At 61.6% G+C, this 23,188-nt stretch carries 20 protein-coding genes and 1 tRNA gene; 3 read left to right on the top strand and 18 right to left on the bottom strand.

The window, feature by feature from the left end:
- Positions 1–181: 181 nt before the first annotated feature.
- The 4 genes from HJ583_RS03200 to HJ583_RS03185 are packed head-to-tail and all read right to left on the bottom strand — an operon-like array spanning position 182 to position 5,772.
- Positions 182–1,087: a patatin-like phospholipase family protein gene (locus tag HJ583_RS03200; RefSeq protein WP_170020425.1), complete on the bottom strand. Its 906-nt coding sequence runs from the start codon at positions 1,085–1,087 to the stop codon at positions 182–184.
- Between the two features lie 7 nt (positions 1,088–1,094).
- Entirely contained in the window at positions 1,095–2,087 is a 993-nt protein-coding gene (pdxA, locus tag HJ583_RS03195) for a 4-hydroxythreonine-4-phosphate dehydrogenase PdxA (RefSeq protein ID WP_170020423.1), read from the bottom strand.
- A gap of 19 nt (positions 2,088–2,106) precedes the next feature.
- On the bottom strand, positions 2,107–3,384 hold the full coding sequence (locus HJ583_RS03190) for a peptidylprolyl isomerase (protein ID WP_170020421.1): 1,278 nt from the start codon (positions 3,382–3,384) through the stop codon (positions 2,107–2,109).
- Positions 3,385–3,426: 42 nt separating this feature from the next.
- Positions 3,427–5,772: an LPS-assembly protein LptD gene (locus HJ583_RS03185; protein WP_170020419.1), complete on the bottom strand. Its 2,346-nt coding sequence runs from the start codon at positions 5,770–5,772 to the stop codon at positions 3,427–3,429.
- Between the two features lie 108 nt (positions 5,773–5,880).
- Here HJ583_RS03185 and HJ583_RS03180 point away from each other — a divergent pair, with 108 nt between their 5' ends.
- Complete coding sequence (locus tag HJ583_RS03180) at positions 5,881–6,876, top strand: aminoglycoside phosphotransferase family protein (protein ID WP_170020417.1); 996 nt, start codon at positions 5,881–5,883, stop codon at positions 6,874–6,876.
- A complete protein-coding gene (locus HJ583_RS03175; RefSeq protein WP_170020415.1) occupies positions 6,860–7,207 on the top strand; it encodes a nucleotide pyrophosphohydrolase in 348 nt (115 codons plus the stop codon). The genes HJ583_RS03180 and HJ583_RS03175 overlap by 17 nt, the downstream gene beginning before the upstream one ends.
- Before the next feature lie 84 nt (positions 7,208–7,291).
- On the opposite strand, the gene rlmB is transcribed toward HJ583_RS03175, so the two are convergent.
- Both rlmB and rnr read right to left on the bottom strand, forming a co-directional pair.
- Positions 7,292–8,029 (bottom strand): 23S rRNA (guanosine(2251)-2'-O)-methyltransferase RlmB, encoded by a 738-nt coding sequence (rlmB, locus tag HJ583_RS03170; RefSeq protein WP_101941567.1) that lies wholly within the window; start codon positions 8,027–8,029, stop codon positions 7,292–7,294.
- On the bottom strand, positions 8,022–10,688 hold the full coding sequence (gene rnr, locus HJ583_RS03165; RefSeq protein WP_170020413.1) for a ribonuclease R: 2,667 nt from the start codon (positions 10,686–10,688) through the stop codon (positions 8,022–8,024). Before rnr ends, rlmB begins: the two co-directional genes overlap by 8 nt.
- A 75-nt stretch (positions 10,689–10,763) precedes the next feature.
- Here rnr and HJ583_RS03160 point away from each other — a divergent pair.
- Positions 10,764–10,848 (top strand) — tRNA-Leu (locus tag HJ583_RS03160).
- Between the two features lie 164 nt (positions 10,849–11,012).
- Here HJ583_RS03160 and HJ583_RS03155 read toward each other — a convergent pair.
- From HJ583_RS03155 to ispG, 12 genes are all read right to left on the bottom strand, one after another.
- Positions 11,013–12,323, bottom strand: coding sequence for an adenylosuccinate synthase (locus HJ583_RS03155; RefSeq protein WP_170020411.1), 1,311 nt, complete (start codon positions 12,321–12,323; stop codon positions 11,013–11,015).
- An 11-nt stretch (positions 12,324–12,334) separates the two neighbouring features.
- Complete coding sequence (locus tag HJ583_RS03150; protein WP_170020409.1) at positions 12,335–13,495, bottom strand: ATP phosphoribosyltransferase regulatory subunit; 1,161 nt, start codon at positions 13,493–13,495, stop codon at positions 12,335–12,337.
- A 5-nt stretch (positions 13,496–13,500) separates the two neighbouring features.
- Entirely contained in the window at positions 13,501–13,686 is a 186-nt protein-coding gene (locus tag HJ583_RS03145; protein ID WP_101941571.1) for a DUF2065 domain-containing protein, read from the bottom strand.
- A 2-nt stretch (positions 13,687–13,688) separates the two neighbouring features.
- Positions 13,689–14,573 carry a protease modulator HflC gene (gene hflC, locus HJ583_RS03140; RefSeq protein WP_101941572.1) on the bottom strand — a complete coding sequence of 295 codons (885 nt, stop codon included), beginning with the start codon at positions 14,571–14,573 and terminating at the stop codon, positions 13,689–13,691.
- A complete protein-coding gene (hflK, locus tag HJ583_RS03135; RefSeq protein ID WP_170020407.1) occupies positions 14,573–15,835 on the bottom strand; it encodes an FtsH protease activity modulator HflK in 1,263 nt (420 codons plus the stop codon). The genes hflC and hflK overlap by 1 nt, the downstream gene beginning before the upstream one ends.
- 14 nt (positions 15,836–15,849) lie before the next feature.
- Positions 15,850–17,013, bottom strand: coding sequence for a GTPase HflX (gene hflX / locus HJ583_RS03130; RefSeq protein WP_170020405.1), 1,164 nt, complete (start codon positions 17,011–17,013; stop codon positions 15,850–15,852).
- 92 nt (positions 17,014–17,105) lie between these two features.
- Entirely contained in the window at positions 17,106–17,363 is a 258-nt protein-coding gene (gene hfq / locus HJ583_RS03125; RefSeq protein WP_101941575.1) for an RNA chaperone Hfq, read from the bottom strand.
- A gap of 125 nt (positions 17,364–17,488) precedes the next feature.
- Positions 17,489–18,823 carry a ribosome biogenesis GTPase Der gene (gene der / locus HJ583_RS03120; protein ID WP_170020403.1) on the bottom strand — a complete coding sequence of 445 codons (1,335 nt, stop codon included), beginning with the start codon at positions 18,821–18,823 and terminating at the stop codon, positions 17,489–17,491.
- Between the two features lie 13 nt (positions 18,824–18,836).
- Positions 18,837–19,976: an outer membrane protein assembly factor BamB gene (gene bamB / locus HJ583_RS03115; RefSeq protein WP_170020401.1), complete on the bottom strand. Its 1,140-nt coding sequence runs from the start codon at positions 19,974–19,976 to the stop codon at positions 18,837–18,839.
- Positions 19,976–20,623: a YfgM family protein gene (locus tag HJ583_RS03110; protein ID WP_170020399.1), complete on the bottom strand. Its 648-nt coding sequence runs from the start codon at positions 20,621–20,623 to the stop codon at positions 19,976–19,978. Before HJ583_RS03110 ends, bamB begins: the two co-directional genes overlap by 1 nt.
- Before the next feature lie 42 nt (positions 20,624–20,665).
- Positions 20,666–21,940: a histidine--tRNA ligase gene (gene hisS / locus HJ583_RS03105; protein WP_170020397.1), complete on the bottom strand. Its 1,275-nt coding sequence runs from the start codon at positions 21,938–21,940 to the stop codon at positions 20,666–20,668.
- The gene (gene ispG / locus HJ583_RS03100; RefSeq protein ID WP_170020394.1) at positions 21,941–23,188 is read right to left on the bottom strand and encodes a flavodoxin-dependent (E)-4-hydroxy-3-methylbut-2-enyl-diphosphate synthase; all 1,248 of its coding nucleotides are present in this window, start codon (positions 23,186–23,188) and stop codon (positions 21,941–21,943) included.

The following is a 23,188-nucleotide window of genomic DNA, read 5'->3' as shown; positions in this document are numbered from 1 at the left end:
GCCGGCTGAAGTCGGCCCTACAAAATCAAAACCGGCCCGATGACCTCCGTAGGTGCGGCTTTAGCCGCATGCCCCACACCACCCCGGGCCCCGCCGGCTGAAGCCGGCCCTACAAAATCAAAACCGGCCCGATGAACTCCGTAGGTGCGGCTTTAGCCGCATAAACCCACTCCCCCGAGCTTTACATCCGCGCGGCGATCTTTTCCTTGATCTTCGCTACTGCGGCAAAACCGGCTTGCTCGCCGCGCAGGATGGCTTCGTGGCGTTGCTGGAAGTTGGCGAGCGGCAGGCCGCTGGTATCCGGGCGGATCACTACGTCGGCATCGCGCAATTCGAAGCCGCCGATGCTCACGCCCATGATGGAGATGGTGTCGAGCAGGATGTCCACACTGCCTTGATTGCGTTTGCCGGAAGGGCGGCCGGAGATGTCGACAGCGATCACGATATCAGCGCCGAGCTGGCGTGCGGCGCGCACCGGCACCGGGCTGGTAAGGCCGCCATCGACGTATTCCTTGCTGCGGATCACGACCGGCGAAAACACGCCCGGCACTGCAGAGGAAGCGCGCACGGCGGTGCCGACGTTGCCAGTCACGAATACCGCTGGCTGACCTTCGGCAAGATCGGTGGCCACGGCCGCGAACTTGCGCTTGAGGCCTTCGATCGGGCGACCGGCCACTTGCTGGTTGATGAATTTCTCCAGCGCCTCGCCCTTGAGGAAGCCGCGCTCGAAAATGGCCCAGTCCGTGAGGGCGCTTTCGTCCATCTGGAAAGCGAGCTTCTGCAACGCGAAGGCATCATTCCCGGCAGCATACAGCGCGCCCACCGCGCTGCCGGCGCTGGTGCCGACAACGATATCCGGCACGATGCCCTGGGTTTCGAGCGCCTTGATCACGCCAATGTGAGCGAAGCCACGCGCAGCCCCGCCGCCGAGCGCGATCGCCACCTTGGGACGTGGCTTGGGCTGCGGCATCACCACGGCAACGGGGGCAGACGCCACCGGGCGCGGCACTTCAGGCTCGGGGCGGGTATTGCCGAAAGTGCAGGCGGCCAGCAACAGGAGGCTGGCAAGTGAGAGCAGGTGTTTCATGACGGGTTCAGGGTTGCGTGGCAATCATTGCCAGCGCGCAATCGACCGCGGCAAACAGGCTGCCCGGATCGGCACGGCCGCTGCCGGCAAGGTCGAGAGCGGTGCCGTGATCCACCGAAGTACGGATGATGGGCAAGCCCAGGGTGATGTTGATGCCGCCGCCAAAGGTGGCGAACTTGAGCACCGGCAAGCCCTGGTCGTGATACATGGCGAGCACGGCATCACCACGCGCGAGCTGGCGTGGGGTGAACAAAGTGTCCGCCGGCAGTGGGCCGATGAGCTGCATGCCTTCGGCGCGCAGGCGCTCGAGCACCGGATTGAGGATGTCGATCTCTTCGCGCCCCATGTGACCGCCCTCGCCCGCATGCGGATTGAGGCCGGCAACGAGAATGCGCGGCGTCGCGAGGCCAAACTTGTCGCGCAGATCGGTGTGCAGGATGCGCAGCACGGCTTCGAGCTCTTCTGCGCTGACGAAGGCCGGCACATCCTTGAGTGCGAGGTGGGTACTGGCGAGCGCCACCCGCATCCACGGACGCAGCTCGGAGCCGTACTGCCCGGCCAGCATCATCACGACACGCGGCGTACCGGTGTGTTCGGCGAGGTATTCGGTATGGCCGGAAAAGGGAATGCCCGCGTCATTGATGACGCTTTTCTGCACGGGCGCGGTGACCATGGCGGCGAACTCGCCGCTGATGCAGCCGGAGATGGCGCAATCGAGGGTCTGCAGTACGTAGCGGGCATTGCTCACATCAAGCTGGCCAGCCACGGCGGGCGTGGCAAGCGGCACATGCAGCACTTCGAGCGCCCTCGCTACGGGTTCAGCGCTGGCTGCGTAAGGCTGCCAGGCGATGCCAGGGCAGCGTTCCGCGAGCAGGCACTGATCACCGATCACCACAATGCGTACCGGCCACTCGCGCTGCGCCAGCGCTGCGCAGAGCTCAGGGCCCACCCCGGCAGGCTCGCCGGAGGTGATCACGATCACGGGGCGTTTCGATGCCATGTAAACGACCCCTTGAAACTTATTCGGGCTTGATTTCGACGTAGGCAGTATCACGCACCTGACGCAACCACTCTTCAGCAGCATCGCCAATCTTGCGCTCACGCACCGCCTGACGCGCAGCAAACTTGCGCTGGTCAGCGGTGACGTCCATCTTGCGGCGCTCGAGCACCTGGATCAGGTGCCAGCCGAAGGGGCTGGCAACCACGCCACTGAGTTCGCCCGGCTTGAGCGCATTCATGGCGCGCTCGAACTCCGGCACGGTTTCGCCAGCGTTCAGCCAGCCCAGATCGCCGCCCTTGGCAGAGGTCAGATCGGAGGAGTGAACCTTGGCCATTTCTGCGAAATCGGTGCCGTTGCGGATGCGCTCGGCCAGATCTTCGAGGCGGTGAATGGCCTGGGCTTCGCCGACCACATCGGTGGTGCGGATCAGGATGTGGCGTGCGTGAGTCTGCTCGACCTCGACCTTGGCTTCGGCCTTGGCGCGCACATCCAGCAGCTTGAAGATGTGCAGGCCTACCGGGCTGCGCAGGATCTTGCTCACGTCGCCCTTCTGCATTTCGGCCATTCGATCGGCAAACAGGGGCGGCAGGCTTTCAATACTGCGCCAGTCAATCAGGCCGCCCTGCATTGCATCCTGGGCATTGGAGTAGGTGGCGGCGAGCTTGCGGAAGTCTTCACCGGCACGGATCTGACGCATGACTTCTTCCGCCTTCTTGCCCAGCGCCATCCATTGTTCGGGGGTTGCCGCTTCCGGCGCGCGCAGCAGGATGTGGGTCAGCTGGTATTCCTGGCCCTTGGCTTCCTGCGCCATGGCTTGCAGCACGGCAGCCACTTCAGCATCCGTCACGGTGATCGTCGCATCCACCTCACGCTCACGCAGGCGCGCCATGACGATTTCGTTGCGGATGTTTTCGCGGAACTGTTGCCAGTCCAGCCCTTCCTTGGTCACGGCCTTGCTCAGTTCGGCCGGCGCAATCTTGTTCTGCTCGGCGATCCGTTGCAGTGAACGATCCAGTGTGGCGTCATCCACACTGAGGCCACGCTGCTTGGCCATCTGCAGCTGCAAGCGCTCCATCACGATGCGATCCAGCACCTGCGAGCGCAGTTGCGAGGCTGCGGGCTTCGGCGTGCCCTGCCCGGCAAGCTGGCGCTCCACCTGTTGAATACGGGCACGCAGTTCGGAGGCCAGCACGACTTCGTCATTCACCACTGCGACCACGCGGTCGAGTTCGGCAGCCTGCACGCACAAGGGCAGCAGGACGAGAGCCAATGCGGCTCGAAACATGGACTTCTTCATGGAGGTTCCGGACATGCTCAGGAAATCGGGTTCAGGCGGGCATCAATCCCCGAACTTGGGGTCGCCCACGCCGGGATCGTTGATCTTGCCATAACCGCTCACGCTACGCTTGAGCAGGTTGACCGGGTTTGACCCCACAGAGGCCAGACCGTTGAATTCGATCTGCAGGAAGATCGAGGTGTTCTTCTCTTTCTCGTTGGTGACCAGCGATTGCCAGACAGTGCGGAAGACCCAACAATCGGCCTTGTACTCCAGGCCGGCGATGATCTCGCTGGTGCGGTGATCGCGCAGGTTGCGATCATAGCGGCCCACGCCATACCAGCCGCCCCACAGGGGCCACTGGCCAGACACATCAAAACTGCGGAACTGGTCACGCTGATAGCGGTAGCTCGCCGCCAGGGCCTTGGACAGCCCGGGCTGGTAACGCAATCCGGTCACCGCACGCTCCCACAGCCCTACGCGCGGATCGTACTGGAGCACGGTTTCGGCCCACAGATCGCTATGCACCCGGCCCGCCACACCGCCAAGCAGGTTGGCCGTGCTGCCGGTGCGCAGGGTTTCACCCGGCAGGGAAACACGCTGATCCGCGAAGTAGTAACGCTGGGCAAGCGCGGCGCGCAACCACTCCTCGCCACTGGAGGCATCGATCATGCGCGACTGCACACCGGCGGTCAGCTGGTTGGAGTCCGCGATCCGGTCGTTCCCCGAGTAAGTGTTCTCGGAGAAGATCTGCGCGAAGTTGAAGTCCGCCTTAGCTGTATCGAAGACCGGGATTTCAGTCTGGTCGCGATAGGCCGCCTTCACATAGTAGAGGCGCGGCTCAAGGGTCTGGACCTGGGCCGTATCGCCGATCTGGGTGTCGCGCTCGAAGATCAGGCCGGAATCGAGCGACATGATCGGCACCTGGCGCCGCATGGCCGCCTGACCGTCGGTGGTCGTGCGGTCCACGTTGTAGCGCGTGGCATGCAGGCCCATTTTCGGGATTACGAAAGAGGACGAGCTCTCCATCGGGTAGGACACTTGCGGATAGGCCACGGTGCGGCGGCCATCCGGCTGGGTCTGGGTGGTTCCCGGCACCGGCGTGGAGTGCGAAAAACTGGTGTACTCCATCGGCAGGGTGAAGGCGAAGCCATGGAAATCCGGCTGGCGCGCCGTCAAGGAGAGAGAGGGCTGGCGGTTATAGGGAGACGCCCCCTCCAGAACCTGATAGCGCTGCACCAGCAGGTTGCCGGACAGCCAGGACCCGCTGTTGTAGCCGAGCGTAGCCTGCTGCAGAAGGGTGGATTGCGAAGTTGCCGTGACACGGGAACTCAGGTCATCGAAGTAGGCGCGATCGGATACCCGCGTGGCATCCACGTCGGCGGTGAAACCATTGCCCAGGTTCTGATTGTGGCGCCAGCTGGCCAGCGAGCGGCTGGTCTTGTCTTCCTTGTCCTCCGGCAGGACTTCTGCCTTGAGGGTACCGGTACTGCCCCCCGTCAGGTAGCGCCCTTCACCCGCCAGTTGCAGGCCACGCGTGCTCATCCAGCGCGGCGCGAAGGTGGCATCGTAATTGGGGGCAAGATTGAAGTAATACGGCAGGTAGGCATCAAAGCCCGTATTACTGGTGGCTCCGATTGTCGGCGGCAGGATGCCGGACTGGCGCCCGCCGGACAAAGGAAAGTCCATCCACGGCGCATATGCGATCGGCACGCCCTTGAAGACCAGTGAGCTGTGTGTAGCCTCGCCCTTATCGCGATCGAAATCGAGATCCAGATCGCTCATGCGCAGATACCAAGAGGGATCCGGTGCCGGGCAGGTGGTGTAGGTCGCATTCTTCATGCGGTACTGGTTCTCGCCCTCCAGCATGAGCTGGTCAGCCTGGCCGGTACCACGCACGACCTGCGTGACGGAACGATCATTGCGCCCGGTACGCCGGTCCTCAACGCTCGCCCCCGGCACCTTTTTCTGCCGCTGAAGAACATAGGACGGCGTCTCGAACTCACCGAAGAGGGTGTCCAGATTCACCCGGGCCTTTGGTCCTTCGATCTCGTCATCGCCACGCTTGAGCTTGACGTTGCCTTCTGCAAACACCTCGTTGCTGACCTGATCGAACAACAGGCGATCACTGTTCAGCAGCAGATTGTCGCGTTGCAGGCGCACGTTGTTGGTGGCATTCAACCGCACCTGATCCACGCCATCGATCTTCTCGGCGTCGATACGGGTGCTGCCCGGAGTGGACTGGGTTGCGCCGGGCTCGATGACCGGACGCAGCACGGTGGTACCGGGCCGGGCTTCGTGGGTCGAAGCGGTCTGTGCGTTGGCCAGCAAGGGCATGGCCGCCCACACAGCGATCACCAGCTGGCGCCGGAGGGGCAGGTCCTGATGCATGACTCGGGTTCGTTCCATGAAAGCCTTGCTGCAGCAGATCAAAGAATCCGGCAAGGAGAGCCGGGCGGGTTTGCTAAGATTGGCGGGCATTTTACATGAGCACAGCACCAGCACCGGAGCCTTCACTTGGAACGTCTGCAACAAATTCACGCCTGGCTGGAGAAATGCCTGCCCGGCAAGCGCTTCAGCCTCGCCCCCGCCTCGGCCGACGCCAGCTTCCGCCGCTATTTCCGCGCCACGCTTGAGGACGGCAGCACCCGAATCGTCATGGATGCGCCGCCCAGCCATGAGGACTGTCGCCCCTATCTGCACGTTGCGCGTCTTTTCCACGACGCCGGCGTGCATGTGCCTGAAGTGTTCGCCGAGGATCTGGAGCAAGGCTTCCTGCTGCTCTCCGACCTGGGCGGCAGCACCTACCTCTCGGCACTCACACCAGCCAATGCCAACGAACTGTATGCCGACGCACTCGGTGCCCTGGCGGCCATCCAACGCGCCAGCCGCCCCGGCGTGCTGCCCGAATACGATCGCGCCCTGCTCTTGCGCGAGCTGATGCTGTTCCCGGAATGGTATGTGGCCCGCCACAAGGGCGTTAGTCTTAGCGACGCAGAAATGGCCGAGCTGCTGAAGGTTTTCGAAACCATCATGGCGGTCAATCTCGCCGAGCCTCAAGTCTTCGTGCATCGTGACTACCACTGCCGCAACCTGATGGCCTCCAGCCCCAATCCGGGCGTACTGGACTTTCAGGATGCCGTGTACGGCCCTATCACCTACGACCTGGCCTCGCTGTTCAAGGACGCCTACATCCACTGGGACGAAGAACAGACGCTGGACTGGCTGGTGCGCTACTGGGAGATCGGTCGCCAGCTGGGACTACCGGTGCGGCCGGACTTCAACGATTTCCATCGCGACTACGAATTCATGGGCGCCCAGCGCCACATCAAGGTGCTGGGCATTTTTGCCCGCCTCTATCATCGCGACGGCAAGGACGGCTATCTGAAAGACATGCCGCTGGTGATGCTCTATCTGAAAGCCACCTGCCGACGTTATCGCGAACTGAAACCCCTGCTGCGCCTGCTCGAGCGCCTGGAACCCGAGGAGCTGCAAATTGGCTACACCTTCTGAGTCGCGAGTCCTTGATACGGCAAGGCTGGAGTCCGTACTGACCGAATTCGCCCGTGTCCGCGACTGGGATCAGTACCACAATCCGCGCAACCTGATCCTCGCACTGACCGGCGAAGTCGGCGAACTGGCCGAGATCTTTCAGTGGCGAACTGACGCCGAAGCCGCGACGATCATGGAGGGCGAGAAAGCTGAGCACGTTCGCCAGGAAGTGGCGGATGTCTTCCTGTACCTGATGCGGCTGGCCATGGTGCTGGGCATCGATCTGGATGCAGCCGTACGCAACAAGATTGAGCTGAACGCGAAAAAATATCCGCCCAAACTCGAGTGCTGAGCCCCTGCTCTACGCAAAAAAAAGAAAGCCGCCCGGATTCAGTCCGTGGCGGCTTTCTTTTTCTCACAGCCGAAGGATCCCGGCTTAAGCGCCCCTCTGCCGCCGCGCCTCGAACAGGCAAATGCCAGAAGCGACCGACACATTGAGACTTTCGACCGAGCCATGCATCGGGATCTTCGCCAGCTCGTCGCAGGTCTCGCGGGTGAGGCGGCGCAGGCCATCGCCCTCAGCACCGAGCACCCAGGCCACCGGCCCCTTCTGGTCGATTTCGTAGACCGTCTTCGTCGCTTCGCCCGCCGCGCCGATGCACCACACGCCGGCATCCTGCAGCTCGCGGAGCGTCCTCGCCAGATTCGTCACCACGATGTAAGGCACGGTATCCGCCGCGCCGCTCGCCACCTTGATCGCCGTGGCATTCAGGCCCACGGCACGATCCTTCGGCGCAATCACGGCATGCACGCCGGCCGCATCCGCAACACGCAGACAGGCACCCAGGTTGTGCGGATCGGTGATGCCATCCAGAACCAGGATCAGGGCATTTTCGGTCAGGTCTTCAAGAATGTCCGAGAGGTGCAGCACCTTGTGGCGCGGATCGATCTTTGCCACCACCCCCTGATGGCGATGCGTGCCAGCCATGCCATCAAGCCGGGCAGCATCGGTCGGAATGATCCGCACCTTGGCCGCTTCGGCCTTGGCCAGCAGATCGCGCGCGCGCGCATCACCGCGCTGGGCGGCAACATGGATTTCGAGGATGGATTCCGGATCAACCCGCAGCTTGGCAGCGACGGCATGAAACCCATGAATGAAACGCGACTCAGCCACGACGGCTTCCTTTCTTGTTGGCAGTAGCGGTGCCGCGGCCGGCACCTGAATTCGTATTGCGCTCTGCCGACGCAGGCCTGGCTGCCGTACTGCGCTTGCCAGAGCCGCCCAGCAGCACGGACTTCACACTTTCCAGCGGAGAGGACGGCACGCCTGCCAGATCACGCCAGCTCACCGGTTCGTCCTCACTGACAAGCTCCGGCACAACCGCTTTGGGCTTGGCCGGGCGGGCGGGCTTACGCGCCGGCACAACCTCCGGCACCTGCCGCTCGGCCTGCTGCGGTTCCACCTGACGCTCCCGCTCACGCGCGGTCTTGCCCACACGTTCGGTGGCGCGTGCCACGCCCTCAATCAGCCGGAAATCGATCTTGCGCGTTTCCAGATCCACCCGCACAAGCTCAACACTGACCCGGTCCGAGAGACGGAACTGCTGTCCGCTACGCTCACCAACCAGGGCATGACGAGCTTCGTCGTAGTGGAAATAGTCCGCCCCGAGATCGGAGATATGCACCAGACCTTCGACAAACAGATCGTCAAGGGTCACGAAGATACCAAAAGAGGTGACCGACGTAACTACGCCGTCGTACTGCTCGCCGATCCGATCCTGCATGTAATAACACTTGAGCCAGGTTTCAACATCGCGACTGGCCTCGTCGGCGCGCCGCTCGGTCTGCGAACAATGCACGCCGATGTCTTCCCAGATACCGTTCTTGGCCGCCGAGGCGCGCTTCTTCTCGGCCTCGCGGGCTGCCCGCGCAAAAGCCTCGTCCGGCTGCTTGCCGCCTTTTTTACGGCGCGTGTCCTTGAGCAGCTCGACCGGGCCGCTGGCGGGCTGGTATTTGCTCCCGCACAGTACCGCCTTGATCGCACGATGCACCAGCAAGTCCGGATAGCGCCGGATCGGTGAAGTGAAGTGGGTGTAGGCGTCGTAGGCAAGACCGAAGTGGCCAACGTTCTCCGGGCTATACACCGCCTGCTGCATGGAGCGCAGCATTACCGTCTGGATCAGCTGGGCGTCCGGCCGATCCTTGATCTTGTCGACCACCTTGGCGAAATCCGCCGCGCGCGGCGATTCGGCGCCGCCGAGCCCCAGACCGAACTCGGCCAGGAACTCACGCAGCTTCTCCAGCTTCTCGACGGTCGGGCTTTCATGCACCCGGTACAGGGCCGGATGCTTGTGCTTCTGCAGGAACTCGGAGGCGCAGACGTTGGCCGCCAGCATGCACTCCTCGATCACACGGTGGGCGTCATTGCGCGCCTCAGGCACGATGCGCTCGATCTTGCCTTCGGCATCGAAAACCATCTTGGTCTCGACCGTCTCGAATTCGATGGCACCACGCTTGGCGCGAGCCTTGAGAAGGATGCGGAACAGCACATCCAGCGTTTCCAGGTGCGGCACAAGCGGCGCATGCTCAGCCCGCAAGGCTTCATCCTTGCGGCCTTCTGCATCACCGTAAAGCATTGCCGCAACCTTGTTGTACGTCAGGCGAGCATGCGAATACATCACCGCCGGATAAAAGCGATAGGCCTTGATCGCACCGGTGGCGTTGATCGACATGTCGCACACCATGCACAGGCGCTCCACCTGCGGATTCAGCGAGCACAAGCCATTGGAGATTTTCTCCGGCAGCATCGGAATCACCCGGCGCGGGAAATACACCGAGTTGCCGCGCTCCAGCCCTTCGCTGTCGAGCGCCGATCCGGGCGTCACGTAATGACTCACGTCGGCAATCGCCACCAGCAGGCGATAACCACGACCATCTTTCGCGCAGTACACGGCGTCATCGAAATCCTTGGCCGTCTCACCATCGATGGTCACCAGTGGCAGGTGGCGGATGTCCTCGCGCACGCCCCCCTCCCAGTTCCAGTCTTTCTTGCGCACCACATCCGGCAGCTTCTTGGCCTCAGCCTTCACCTCGTCCGAAAACTCGAAAGGCAGGTCGTGCTTGCGCAGCGCGATTTCGATCTCCATGCCGTCATCGGCATAGTTACCCAAGGTTTCGATGATCTGGCCGATCGGCTGGCTGTGCTGGGTGGGCTGCTGAAGGAGATCAACCGTCACCACCTGTCCCGCCTTGGGCTTGATCTTGCCGCCGGGCGCCAGCAGGATGCCCTGGCTGATCCGCCGGTTTTCCGGCAGCACCATGGCGACGCCCGCCTCGACCTTCACGCGGCCCACCAGACGGGTATTCGCACGCTCCAGGATTTCGATGATCTTGGCCTCGCGGCGACCGCGCTGATCCACACCGATCACGCGCACCAGCGCCCGATCGCCATGCAGCACTTCACGCATCGCGCGCGGGCCGAGGAAGAGATCGGGGCTGCCATCGTCCGGCACCAGGAAGCCGAAGCCATCCGGATGACCTTCAACGCGGCCGCCCATGAGATCGGCCTTGTCCGGCAGGATGTAACTGCCACGCCGATTGCGCATCAACTGGCCGGCACGCTCCATGGCGCCAAGACGGCGAGCGAAGTGTTCGCTCTCCTCGGGCAGGATCTCCAGCTCTGTCGCCAGCTCTTCGCCGGACAGCGGGCAGCCTGCCTGCTCAAGGACCTGTTCGATGTACTCGCGCGACGGCAGCGGGAATTCGTACTTCTCCGCCTCACGCGCAAAGAAGGGATCGGCGCGGCGGATTTTGGACACACGGGGTTTTTTCATGTTTTTCTTGTTCTCCTGTTGACTCATTCGTTCAGTTCTCTATAATGCCGGTCTTCGCTGCTTCTGCAGTGAATTGCCCAGGTGGCGAAATTGGTAGACGCGCTAGTTTCAGGTACTAGTGCCGCAAGGTGTGGAGGTTCGAGTCCTCTCCTGGGCACCAGATTCGCAGAGGAAAGCCAGCTCATCGAGCTGGCTTTTTTCTTTTGTGCGCCGGATGCGTAATGTTGCGTCAAATGTTACTCGTCGGTATGAATTAAAAATCGGGTTGAATCTGAATTGCAGAATGTTAAAGGCCGGCGGGAACGCCGGCCTTTTTCTTTTTGATCAGGCAGCAAACGGATGCTGCTTGAGGATTGTTTCATCACGCTCCGGGCCGGTCGACACAATCGCGATCGGCACTTCGCAGACTTCTTCAAGGCGGTTCAGATAGTTCTGCGCCTCCACCGGCAGCTCTTCCCAGCGCTTCACACGGAAGGTCGTGCTCTTCCAGCCCGGCATGCTTTCATAGATCGGCTCGCAGGCGGCCACATCGTCCGCTCCGATCGGCAGCAGATCGATCTTCTTGCCGTGCAGCATGTAGCCCGTGCAGATCTTCAGCTCATCGAGACCATCCAGCACATCCAGCTTGGTGATGCACAGACCAGTCAGCCCGTTGATGCGGGCCGAACGACGCAGCGCTGCCGCATCAAACCAGCCGCAGCGCCGCTTGCGCCCGGTCACCGTGCCAAACTCGCGCCCCACGGTCGACATCTGCTCGCCCGGCGTGCCCTTGGTCTCGATATCCAGCTCGCTCGGGAAAGGACCACCACCCACACGGGTGCAATAGGCTTTGGTGATGCCCAGCACGTAGTGCAGCATGCCCGGACCGACGCCCGCACCGGCAGCCGCCTGACCAGAGACGCAGTTCGACGAGGTCACGAACGGATAGGTGCCATGGTCGATGTCCAACAAGGTGCCCTGGGCACCCTCAAAGAGCAGGTTCTGACCTGCCTTGTTGGCGGCATACAGATCGTCGGAAATGTCGGACACCATCGGGCGAATGGCCTCGGCGTCCTTCATGGCCTGATCAAACACGATCTGGAAGTCCACCGGCTCGGCGCCCAGATACTGGGTCAGCACAAAGTTGTGATAGTCCAGCACTTCGCGCAGCTTGGCAGCAAAGCGCTCCGGGTTGAACAGGTCATACACGCGCAGGGCGCGACGTGCCACCTTGTCGGCGTAAGTCGGGCCGATGCCCTTGCCGGTGGTGCCAATCTTGTCGGCCGCACACTTTTTGGCTTCACGCGCCTTGTCCAGCGCCGAGTGGTAAGCCAGGATCAGCGGACAGCCAGGGCTGACCTTCAGGCGCGAGCGCACCTCGATGCCATCCTTCTCGAGAATAGCGATCTCGGACAGCAGGTGATGGATATCCAGCACCACGCCATTGCCGATGTAGCACTGCACGCCCTCGCGCACGATGCCCGAGGGCACAAGATTGAGCTTGTACTCCTTGTCACCGATCACCAGCGTGTGGCCCGCATTGTGGCCACCCTGAAAACGCACCACACCCTGCGCATGGTCGGTCAGCCAGTCGACGATCTTGCCCTTGCCTTCATCGCCCCACTGCGTGCCGACGACCACTACGTTCTTTGCCATTTGATTCTTCCTCAGTCTTCCAGAGCGGCGACGCACCAGGCGCCATCCTTCAAAACAACGCGGCGATCACAGCCCGCCTCACGCCACGAGCCCGTATGCCCCGGCAACTCCTGCATCACGACTTCACCCCCGGCACGCAGCGCGCTCACGCACGCCGCCAGCTCGGCCGAATTATCCAGAGGGGCAAGAATGGCGCCCGACATACCGACACCCGCCCCAAGCGCAGCAAGCTCGCGCAAATCGAGGCTGAAACCTGTCGCCGGACGGGCGCGGCCAAAGGCACGCCCCACTTCGTTATAGCGACCACCCAAAGCAACCGCAGTCGGTGATGCGCCGCAGTAGGCCGCGAACATCAACCCCGTGTGGTAGTGATAACCGCGCAAATCCGCAAGATCGAAGCTCAGCGGCAGCTCCCCCAGCTGACGGGCCAGGTGCAGCAACTCATCAAGCGCGGCATGCACACCGGCAACGTCCGGCAACACGTCACGAGCGCGCAGCAGCACATTGGCATCACCATACAGCCCCGGCAAGGCGAGCAGACCGGAGCGCGCAGGCTCAGCCATGGTGGCGGTGAAATCACGCAACGCCGGTACATCCTTGGCCTGCAGGATGCCAAAGAGCGCTTCTTCTGCCTCACGATCCAGCCCTGCCAGTTCAGCCAGGGCACGGAACAAGCCCACATGCCCCACATCGATACGGCTGGCGCGGGCACCGGACAGCGCCAGCGTGCGCGCCAAAAGACGCAACACCTCAACATCGGCCTCGATTCCGTCGTGGCCGTACAACTCGGCACCGATCTGCAGCGGCTCACGCGATGCAGTCATCGAACGAGGCAGCACATTCACCACAGGCCCGCAGTAGCACAGGCGGGTCACGCCCTGACGATTAAGCAAATGGGCATCGATACGCGTGACCTGCGGCGTAGTATCGGCGCGTAAAGCCATTGTGCGGCCAGAGATCTGGTCGACGAACTTGAACATGGAGTCGTCCATGTCACGCCCGGTACCAGACACCAGCGAGTCGAGATACTCGACCGTCGGAGGAATCACGAGCTGATAGCCGTTGAGGCGGAACTCGTCCAGCAGAACGCGGCGCAGGTGCTCAATGCCCTGCGCCTCGACCGGCAGCACGTCCGCAAAATATTCGGGCAGCGCCCAGCGTGGCAAAGCCATAGGAATCAGTAAACCAGGATGAAGAGCAGCGCCCCGGTGAGCAGAGAGAGCATGCCCGCAAAGCGGATCTGCCCGTCTGCCCAGCGGGTAATGCGCTGGAAGGTAGCGCGCCAGGCAGCCGGCGCGCACAGGGGGACAAGGCCTTCAAACACCAGCATCAGGGCCAGTGCGGCCAGAAAATAACGCAGCATGCTTACTTGCCGCTGTCCTTGCCGCCACCGCTCTTCATGTACTTGAAGAAATCGGAAGACGGATCAACGACCAGCATGTCGCTCTTGCTGCGGAAAGTCTGCTTGTAGGCTTCCATGCTGCGCCAGAAACGATAGAACTCGGGGCTGCGGCCAAACGCCTCTGCGTAGATCGCGGCCGCCTTGGCATCGCCCTCGCCCTTTATCTTCTGAGCATCGCGGTAGGCCTCAGCAATCACCACCTCACGCTGACGATCCGCATCCGCCTTGATCTGCTCGGCCTCGGCCGAACCGGTGGAACGCAACTCGTTGGCCACACGCTTGCGCTCGGCCTCCATACGACGAAATACGGATTCGCTCACGTCAGTCGGCAGCTCTACGCGCTTGACACGCACATCAACAATTTCCACGCCGTACTGTACGGAATCTGCTGCAGCTTTGGCCTGCACCGCATCCATGAGTTTTTCACGCTCGCCGGAAATCACGTCATGCACCTGACGCTTGCCGAACTCCTCACGCAGCACGGCATTCACTGTTTGCTCAAGACGCGTATTGGCACGCACCTCCTCGACCCCGAAGGCACGATAGAACACGGCCGGATCCTTGATGCGCCAGCGCACGAAGGAATCCACCAGCACGTTCTTCTTCTCCGCCGTCTGGAAGAGCTCGGACTCGGGTGAATCGAGCGTCAGAATGCGGCGATCGAAATACTTCACATCCTGAATCATGGGCAGCTTGAATTTCAGCCCTGGCTCGGTCTCAAAGCGTTTGATTTCCCCCAACTGGAAGACCAGCGCGTACTTGCGCTGATCCACGGTGAAGATGGACATCGACAGCACGGCGACTGCAATCAGCAGTGCACCAAAAATCACGGGCAAACGGGCATTCATCAGCGGCTCTCCCTTTCACGCGAACGCAGGGCCTCGCGACTGCGAGGATCCGGCTCCTGACGCGGCGCAGCGGCCGGCGTCTCGACAACCGGCTTGCTCGCCGGTACAGCGGCATCGACAGCTGCAGCAGGAGCGGCACCACCGTTCTGGATCAGCTTGTCGAGCGGCAGGTAGAGCAGATTGCCATTGCCCTTGGAGTCCACCAGCACCTTGGTGGTATTGCTATAGACCTGTTGCATCGCATCGATATACATGCGGTTGCGCGTCACTTCCGGCGCCTTCGAGTACTCGGCAAAAATCTGCTTGAAGCGGCTGGCATCGCCATCCGCCTGAGCCACCACCCGCTGAGCATAGCCTTTGGACTCCTCACGCAGACGTGCGGCCGTCCCTTCAGCCTTCGGCACCACATCGTTGAAGTAGGCCTGGCCTTCGCTCTTCAAGCGTTCGCGATCCTGCCCCGCCTTGACGGCATCATTGAAAGCCTCCTGCACCTGCTCCGGCGGCTGGGCGTTCTGCATGGTCACCTTGCTGATCAACACGCCACTGCCTTTGTAAGGGCCGAAACGGTATTCATCGAGCGCCTTCTGCATCATCAGATGAACCTGCTTGGCAACAGCCTCGCGCCCTTCGTAGAGCACGAAATCCATCTTGCTCTTGCCGACGATCTCGCGCATGGCAGCCTCCGCCACCAACTTCACGGTGACATCCGCATCCTTGTTAGCAAACAGGAACTCCGCCGGATCGCTCAGCGTGTACTGCACGGCAAACTGGATGTTCACGATGTTTTCGTCATCCGTGATCATCAGCGACTCATGCAGATTCTTGGACCGGTCATTGGCGCGAAAACCGACTTCCACCGTGCGCACACGCGTGACATTGACCAACTCCACCGCCTCGACGGGGTATGGCAAGTGCCAGCGCAAACCTTCATTGGTGATTTCCTGCAGCTTGCCAAAACGTAACACCACGCCACGCTGGCTGGCATCGACTGTGTAGAACCCGCTTCCCAGCCACAAAGCCACCGCAGCCAGAACAACCAGCACCACACCGCCACCGAGCTGACGCGGATTCAGCGGCGCCGGCGGCGGCGGATTGCCGCCCCCCCCGCCCGAACGCTTGCCGAACATGCCGCTGAGCTTGTTGTTGAAGTCCCGCCAGATGTCTTCAAGGTCTGGCGGCCCCTGCTCATCGCCGCGCTTGCCCTCACCCTGCTTGTCGTCGCTTTGGCTGTTGTTGCCCCAGCGTGGATCGTTGATTGACATGAGTAGTCCGGTAATCATGAGTCTGCCTGGTCTGAGTCATCCATCGGGGAAGCCGGCGGCCCTAAAGCCTCACCGGCAATCATGATCGGGAAGAGCTGGCGAGCCAACGCGTTGCGCAGCAGATCCAGCCCTTCGCCCGTGCGGGCGCTGAGCAAAATGCGCTCGATTTTACCATAGCCATCCTCTTCCACTGTCGGCACACCATGCGTCATGTCGATCTTGTTCCAGACGAGGATCTGCGGCACGTCGCCCGCACCGATCTCGGCCAGCACCTCATTGACCACATCAATCTGCGCTTCGCGATCCGCCGAGGATGCATCCACCACATGTAGCAACAGATCTGCCTGCGCCGTTTCTTCTAGCGTGGCGTGAAACGCAGCCACGACCGAGTGCGGCAAATCGCGGATGAAACCCACGGTATCCGAGAGCACCATATGGCGTTGTGCATCATGCAGATAGACGCGACGTGAAGTCGTGTCGAGCGTGGCAAAGAGCTGATCGGCCGCATAAGCACCGGCCTTGCATAGCGCATTGAACAAGGTGGACTTGCCCGCATTGGTATAACCAACCAATGAGACCACCGGCACCTCACTGCGTTCCCTTGAGCGACGCCGTACCTTGCGCTGCTTCTCCAGCTGCCGCAGTCGCTCCTTGAGCAGGGCAACGCGCTTGCCCAGCAAACGGCGGTCTGTTTCAAGCTGCTTCTCGCCGGGTCCACGCAGACCGATACCCCCCTTCTGACGCTCAAGGTGAGTCCAGCCACGCACCAGACGCGTCGCCAGATGTTCCAACTGGGCCAGTTCCACCTGCAGTTTGCCCTCATGACTCTTGGCACGCAGGGCAAAGATATCGAGAATCAAGGTTGTACGATCAATGACCCGACGCTGCAGCACACGCTCAAGATTACGCTGCTGTCCGGCGCTCAATTCATGATTGAAAATCACGATATCTGCCCCGGAGGCAAGAACCTCGGCGGCGATTTCGTCAACCTTGCCAGAGCCCGCATACAGGGCTGGATCGGGCGCCTTGCGCCGGCCCTGAATGATGGCGACCGTTTCAGCGCCTGCCGAACCCGCCAGCATCTGGAATTCAGCCAGGCGTTCCGCCAACCCTCCGGCACCAAAATCGAGCTGCACCAGGACGGCGCGATTTCCTTCCGAAGCGGGGCGATCAAACATGCGGGGGCACAGGCAAAAATCCGGGTGCAACCTCAGGCTGCACCCGGATCAGGGTATTAAGAGAAACCGCTGCCCGCCATGCGGGCAGACGTTCATTCCTTTGGTGCGGCAGGTGCATCACCTGCATTTTCGTGCGGGATGGACACAGCACGAGCCGGCACCACGGTAGAGATGGCGTGTTTGTACACCATCTGGGTGACCGTATTCTTCAGCAGCACCACATACTGGTCGAAAGACTCGATATGGCCTTGCAGCTTGATGCCATTGACGAGGTAGATCGAAACCGGGATGTGCTCGCGGCGCAGGGTATTCAGGAAGGGGTCTTGCAGCATCTGGCCTTTGTTGCTCATGGTTTTTGGCCCTCAGAAATATTGTTATTGGAAAAGCTCGGCCAGTGAAGCACAGCGTGCGGGAAAAAGGGCACTGGCCAAAGGGGAAAGGTTAGCAGAACTTCCGCACGATCAATAGCGCACGATCAAGGATAGTCTTTGTCCGCATAGGGGTTGTGCGCCGAGCGGAACTCGATGCGCAGCGGGGTCCCCTGCAGCTTGAAGGTCTCCACGAAATGGTGCTCAAGATAGCGGCGATAGGAGTCTGGAATGTGCTCCAGCGCATTGCCGTGCACTACCACCACAGGAGGATTCTGACCGCCCTGGTGGGCGTAGCGCATCTTGGGACGATACACCCCGTGGCGTGGCGGTTGCTGTTTGGTCAGCGCGGTCTGCAAAGCACGCGTGAGCTTGGGGGTGGCCAGCTTGATCATCGCCGCCGCATAGGCCAGATCCACCGACTTGAGCAATGGGCCGATGCCAACCACTTCTAGCGCCGAGATGTAATGGTGGCGCGCGAAATCAAGGAAGTAGAGCTTGCGGGCAATCTCAGCCTTGATCCGCTCACGACGATAGTCGTCGACGCTGTCCCACTTGTTCACCGCCAGCACCAGGGCGCGGCCGGCCTCAAGCACGAAGCCGGCGATGTGAGCGTCCTGATCGGAGATGTCTTGACTGGCATCGAGCACCAGCACAACAACATTGGCCTCCTCCACCGCCTGCAAGGTCTTGATTACCGAAAACTTCTCGATAGCCTCAAAGACCTTGCCACGGCGACGCAGGCCAGCCGTATCGATCAGGGTATAGGCCTTGCCGTTGCGCTCGAAAGGCACGGCAATCGCATCACGCGTGGTACCGGGCATATCAAAGGCAATCACGCGATCCTCGCCCAGCAAGGCGTTGATCAGGGTGGATTTACCCACATTGGGACGACCAACGATGGCCACTCTAGGGCCCGCCTCGTCATCATCCCCAGGCTCTGCGTCCTTGGGAAAACTCTCCAGCACCAGATCCAGCAACTGACGAACGCCCTCGCCATGCGCAGAGGAGATCACATACGGCGTACCAAAGCCCAGCTCATGAAACTCGGCACTGAAAGTGTCGCGATTCATGCCTTCGCCTTTATTTACAGCGAGGAACACCGGGCGGCCCGAGCGGCGCAGCGTGTCTGCGATCTGCTTGTCATGCGGCGTCAAGCCGACACGACCGTCCACGATAAACAGCAAGGCGTCGCCTTCGGCGATGGCGGACTCGGCCTGCCGGGCCATTTCGGCCACGATTCCTTCCTTGGCCAGTGGCTCGAAACCGCCTGTATCGACGACCAGATAGGGGCGCGAGCCCCCACGGCCAATCCCGTAGTGGCGGTCGCGGGTCAGGCCCGGCATGTCCGCCACCAGCGCATCGCGGGTGCGGGTCAGACGATTGAAAAGCGTGGACTTGCCGACATTGGGTCGGCCCACGAGCACCAGCGTAGGTTTCACAACAACTCCAGATTTACTGCTTGCGCAGGCTCAAGGCGTAAAGGTCGCCATCGATGGCCTGCACTGCCATCCCGTCATTGGGCAGCGTTTGCATCAGGGCACGCACCCCGGACGAATCCACACGGCGACTGGCCACGAACTCTCCAGAACGCGCTTCAATTACATGGACATAGCCCTGTATATCTGCCACGGCCAGCTTGTCGCCCACCAGTACCGGACGGGTCAGGCGCCGATAGGCCAGCTTGTCCTGCTTCCACTGGCTGGCTCCAGACGCCAGATCGAGGGCATACAGAGTGTCGCCTGCATCGGCGAAATACAGGCTGCCAGCATCCGCGGCAATACCACTGGCCGAAGAAAAGTCACGCGCCCAACGCAGGCTGCCATTGCTGCGATCCACACAGGCAACACGCCCCTGGAAAGCAGCCACACAGACCTGATCGCCGCGCACCAGCGGATCGCCCACCACATCCGCCATGCGTTCAATCTCGTTGGAGCCCTTGGGCTGGGCAATCGTAGCTTCCCAGCGCTGCACCCCACTGGCGAGACTCAGCGCCAGCAGCTTGCCGCCCGGAAAACCGGCAAACAACACATCACCCGAACGCGCCAATCCCACCGGCGCACGCAAGGCCAAGGAGGCCTGAGCGCGCTGATAGACCCAGCGGCGTTTGCCGTCGCTCACACCATATGCGGCGAGTTGATTGTCGCCAATTCGCACCACCACCATATCTTCGGCAATCAGAGGGGAGGCGAGCACTTCGCCGCCCACTGTAGTCTTCCAGCGCAAGCCGCCCTTGTCTGCTTCATAGACAAGCAACTCGCCATCACTGCTGGTCACCACCACCACATTGCCATCACTGGCCACGCCACCGGAGAGGCGCGGCACGGTCTTGACCCGCCAGACTTCACGCCCGGCCGCATCGAAACGCGCCAACTGGCCCTTACGGGCGGCGGCATAGACACTGCCACCAGAAAGCGTCGGACTCAGCAGGGAGTCGCCGATCTCCGGCAAGGAAGCAGTCCACTGCTCGCGCAGCTCACCCGCCTGTTTGAAAACGGGCAACGGCGAAGGCTTGGGCCCAGGGTCGGATGACCACAGGAAGCAACCACTCAGACTAGAACTCAGGGCCAGGGCGGCCAGCACTCGCAGTTTCATCAGGCGCCTCCAAGCGCATCCAGCTTGATCTGCACAAGATTGCGGAAGGAGGTCGTCTGCTCACCCGCCTTGGACGCGGCCTCAAGGCTGCGCTTGTAGGCAGCGCGCGCCTCCGCCGTCTTGCCTTGGGAAAACAGAACATCTCCACGCAGATCTTCGAATCGCGGCAGATACGCCTCATTCGGCTCAGCCTTGAGGGTTTCCAGCGCCGGCTCAAGTTCCTTGGCATCGATTTGCAGCGCAGCCAGTCGCAGGCGGGCCACATCGCGCAACAGAGGATCCGCTTTGCTGGAAGCAGCCCACTCGAGACGGTTGCGGGCAGTCTTGGCATCCCCCGCTTCGAGTGCAGTATGTGCAGCTTGCAAGGCAGCCAGTTCAGCCGTCACGCTGCCGCCATGCTTGGCGACCAACTCGTCAGTCAGCACGCCGACCTTGCCGGCATCCTTGGCTTGCGCGGCAAGGCTCACGGCACTGTAGAGGCCACCAGCTTCGGCCGCCTGCTTGCCTTGATACCAGCGCCAGCCCTGCACACCAGCCACAACCAGCGCCAGCGCCAGCGCGGCGCCCGTCACGGTATTACCGTTCTTTTCCCACCAGGCCTTGATGGCCGAAAGCTGTTCCTGCTCTTCCAGATCGTAAGCTGCCATGTTCCGTCTTCCGTCTCTTGATTGATTCTGTCCGTGCCCGGCTCACTCGCCGTAAAGGCGGTCTGCCAGCAATTCAACGAGCGCTTCGGGCGTTACCGCCTGCTGCTCACCCTCTCCACGCAGAGGCTTGAGCGCCACCTGCCCGGCTGCTGCTTCATCGTCACCCACGATCACGGCATACGCCGCACCGGAACCGTCGGCCTTCTTCATCTGTGATTTGAAGCTGCCGCCACCGCAGTGAAACACCACCGCAAAGCCGGCGCTACGCAGCAGCTCGGCACTGCGGAAAGCGAAGGGCGCAGCCTGCTCTCCTTGATGCACCACGTATACATCGGGGCTCACCAGCGGGCCGGCATCCAGGCCTTCCTGCCACAGCAACATCACACGCTCCATGCCCATCGCGAAACCACAGGCCGGAGCCGGCTTGCCGCCGAGTTGCTCGATCAGACCGTCGTAACGACCGCCGGCACAGAAAGTAGCCTGAGCGCCAAGGCGAGTGGTCGTCCATTCGAACACGGTGCGGTTGTAATAGTCCAGCCCTCGCACCATTCGCGGATTGATCCGGTAGGGCACGGCAGCCTCGCGCAGCAAGGCTTGCACGGCTTCGAAATGCTTGAGGGATGCTTCACCAAGATACTCGATGAGTTTGGGCGCGGCTTCGACGATCTCCTGCAGCGCCGGATTCTTGGTGTCCAGCACACGCAACGGATTGGCGTAGAGGCGACGCTTGCCATCTTCATCCAGCTGGTCCTGATACTTCTCCAGATAGGCGATCAGCTCAGTGCGGTGTGTGGCACGCTCGGCCGCATCCCCCAGAGAATTGAGCTGCAGTTCGACATCGTCCAACCCGAGGTCATCCCACAGGCGACGACACATCACGATGTGCTCGGCATCCACGTCCGGGCCGGCAAAACCTAGGGCTTCCACACCGACCTGATGAAACTGACGATAGCGACCTTTCTGCGGACGCTCGTGACGGAACATCGGGCCACTGTAATAGAGGCGCTGCGGATTCTGGAAAATCAGGTTGTGCTCGATCACCGAGCGCACACAGGAGGCTGTGCCTTCCGGGCGCAGGGTGAGGTGTTCGCCGTTGAGACGATCCTCAAAGGAGTACATCTCCTTCTCGACGATGTCGGTGTGCTCGCCAACGCCGCGCGAGAACAGCTTGGTGTACTCCACGATCGGAGTGCGGATCGGCCGATAGCCATAGCTCCGCAGCCAGTCACGCACAATCTCCTCGAACGCTTCCCAACGCTCCGCCTCTTCGGGGAGCAGGTCATTCATGCCGCGCACGCCTTGCAGTTTGGTACTCATTTACTGGATCTTTTTCGGATACTTGGTGGCGACATACTCATCGAGGATGGCGCGGAACTCATGGGCGATATTGTCGCCACGCAGGGTCATGGCCTTCTGGCCATCGATGAAAACCGGAGCGGCCGGCGTCTCGCCGGTGCCTGGCAGGGAAATACCGATATTGGCGTGCTTGCTTTCGCCGGGGCCATTGACCACGCAGCCCATCACCGCAAGGGTCAGATTTTCAACCCCATCATACTGGTCGCGCCACACTGGCATCTGCTCACGTACATAACTTTGCACGCTCTGCGCGAGCTCCTGGAAGAAAGTACTGGTAGTGCGACCACAACCCGGACAGGCGGTCACCATCGGCGTAAAGGCACGCAAGCCCATGCTCTGCAGGATTTCCTGCGCCACGATGACTTCCTGGGTGCGGGCACCGCCCGGCTCGGGGGTCAATGACACCCGGATGGTATCGCCAATGCCTTCCTGCAACAGCACGCCCAGCGCAGCCGTGGAGGCCACGATACCCTTGCTGCCCATGCCGGCTTCAGTGAGCCCCAGATGCAGCGGGTAATCACAGCGACGCGCCAACTCACGGTAAGTAGCAATCAGGTCCTGAACGCTGGAAACCTTGCAGGACAGGATGATGCGGTCGCCTGCCATGCCCACATCCTCGGCGGCCTGGGCGGACTCAAGCGCGGAAACGATCAGCGCCTCACGCATTACCGCACCGACATCCCAAGGCTCCGCTCGCTGCGCGTTGGCATCCATCATGCGCGCCAGCACAGCCTGATCGAGGCTGCCCCAGTTCACACCGATACGCACCGGCTTGTCGTACTTGCAGGCGAGTTCTACGATCTGCGCAAATTGCGCATCACGCTTCTGCCCCTGTCCCACATTGCCGGGATTGATACGGTACTTGGCTAGCAATTCGGCACAGGCCGGATTGTCCGTCAGCAGCTTGTGGCCGTTGTAGTGGAAGTCACCGATGATCGGCACCTCCACATTCATCTTCGCCAGCTGCTCGACGATCTTCGGCACAGCCTTGGCTGACTCGTCGTTATTCACGGTGATCCGAACCAGCTCCGAGCCTGCGCGCGCCAGCTGGGCAATCTGGATCGCCGTCGCAACATGATCCGCAGTATCGGTGTTGGTCATCGATTGCACCACAATCGGTACCTGCGAGCCGACCTGCACACGGCCAATGCGAACCAGACGGGTCGGGTGCCGGCCCAGAGCGCCGGCTGAAGTGGAGTTTTGCGACAT

It is taken from the genome of Uliginosibacterium aquaticum (genome assembly GCF_012972705.2).
Taxonomy (GTDB): Bacteria; Pseudomonadota; Gammaproteobacteria; order Burkholderiales; family Rhodocyclaceae; genus Uliginosibacterium; species Uliginosibacterium aquaticum.
The sequence above is the reverse complement of the archived record's forward strand: the minus strand, read 5'-3'. Positions and strand labels throughout refer to the sequence as shown.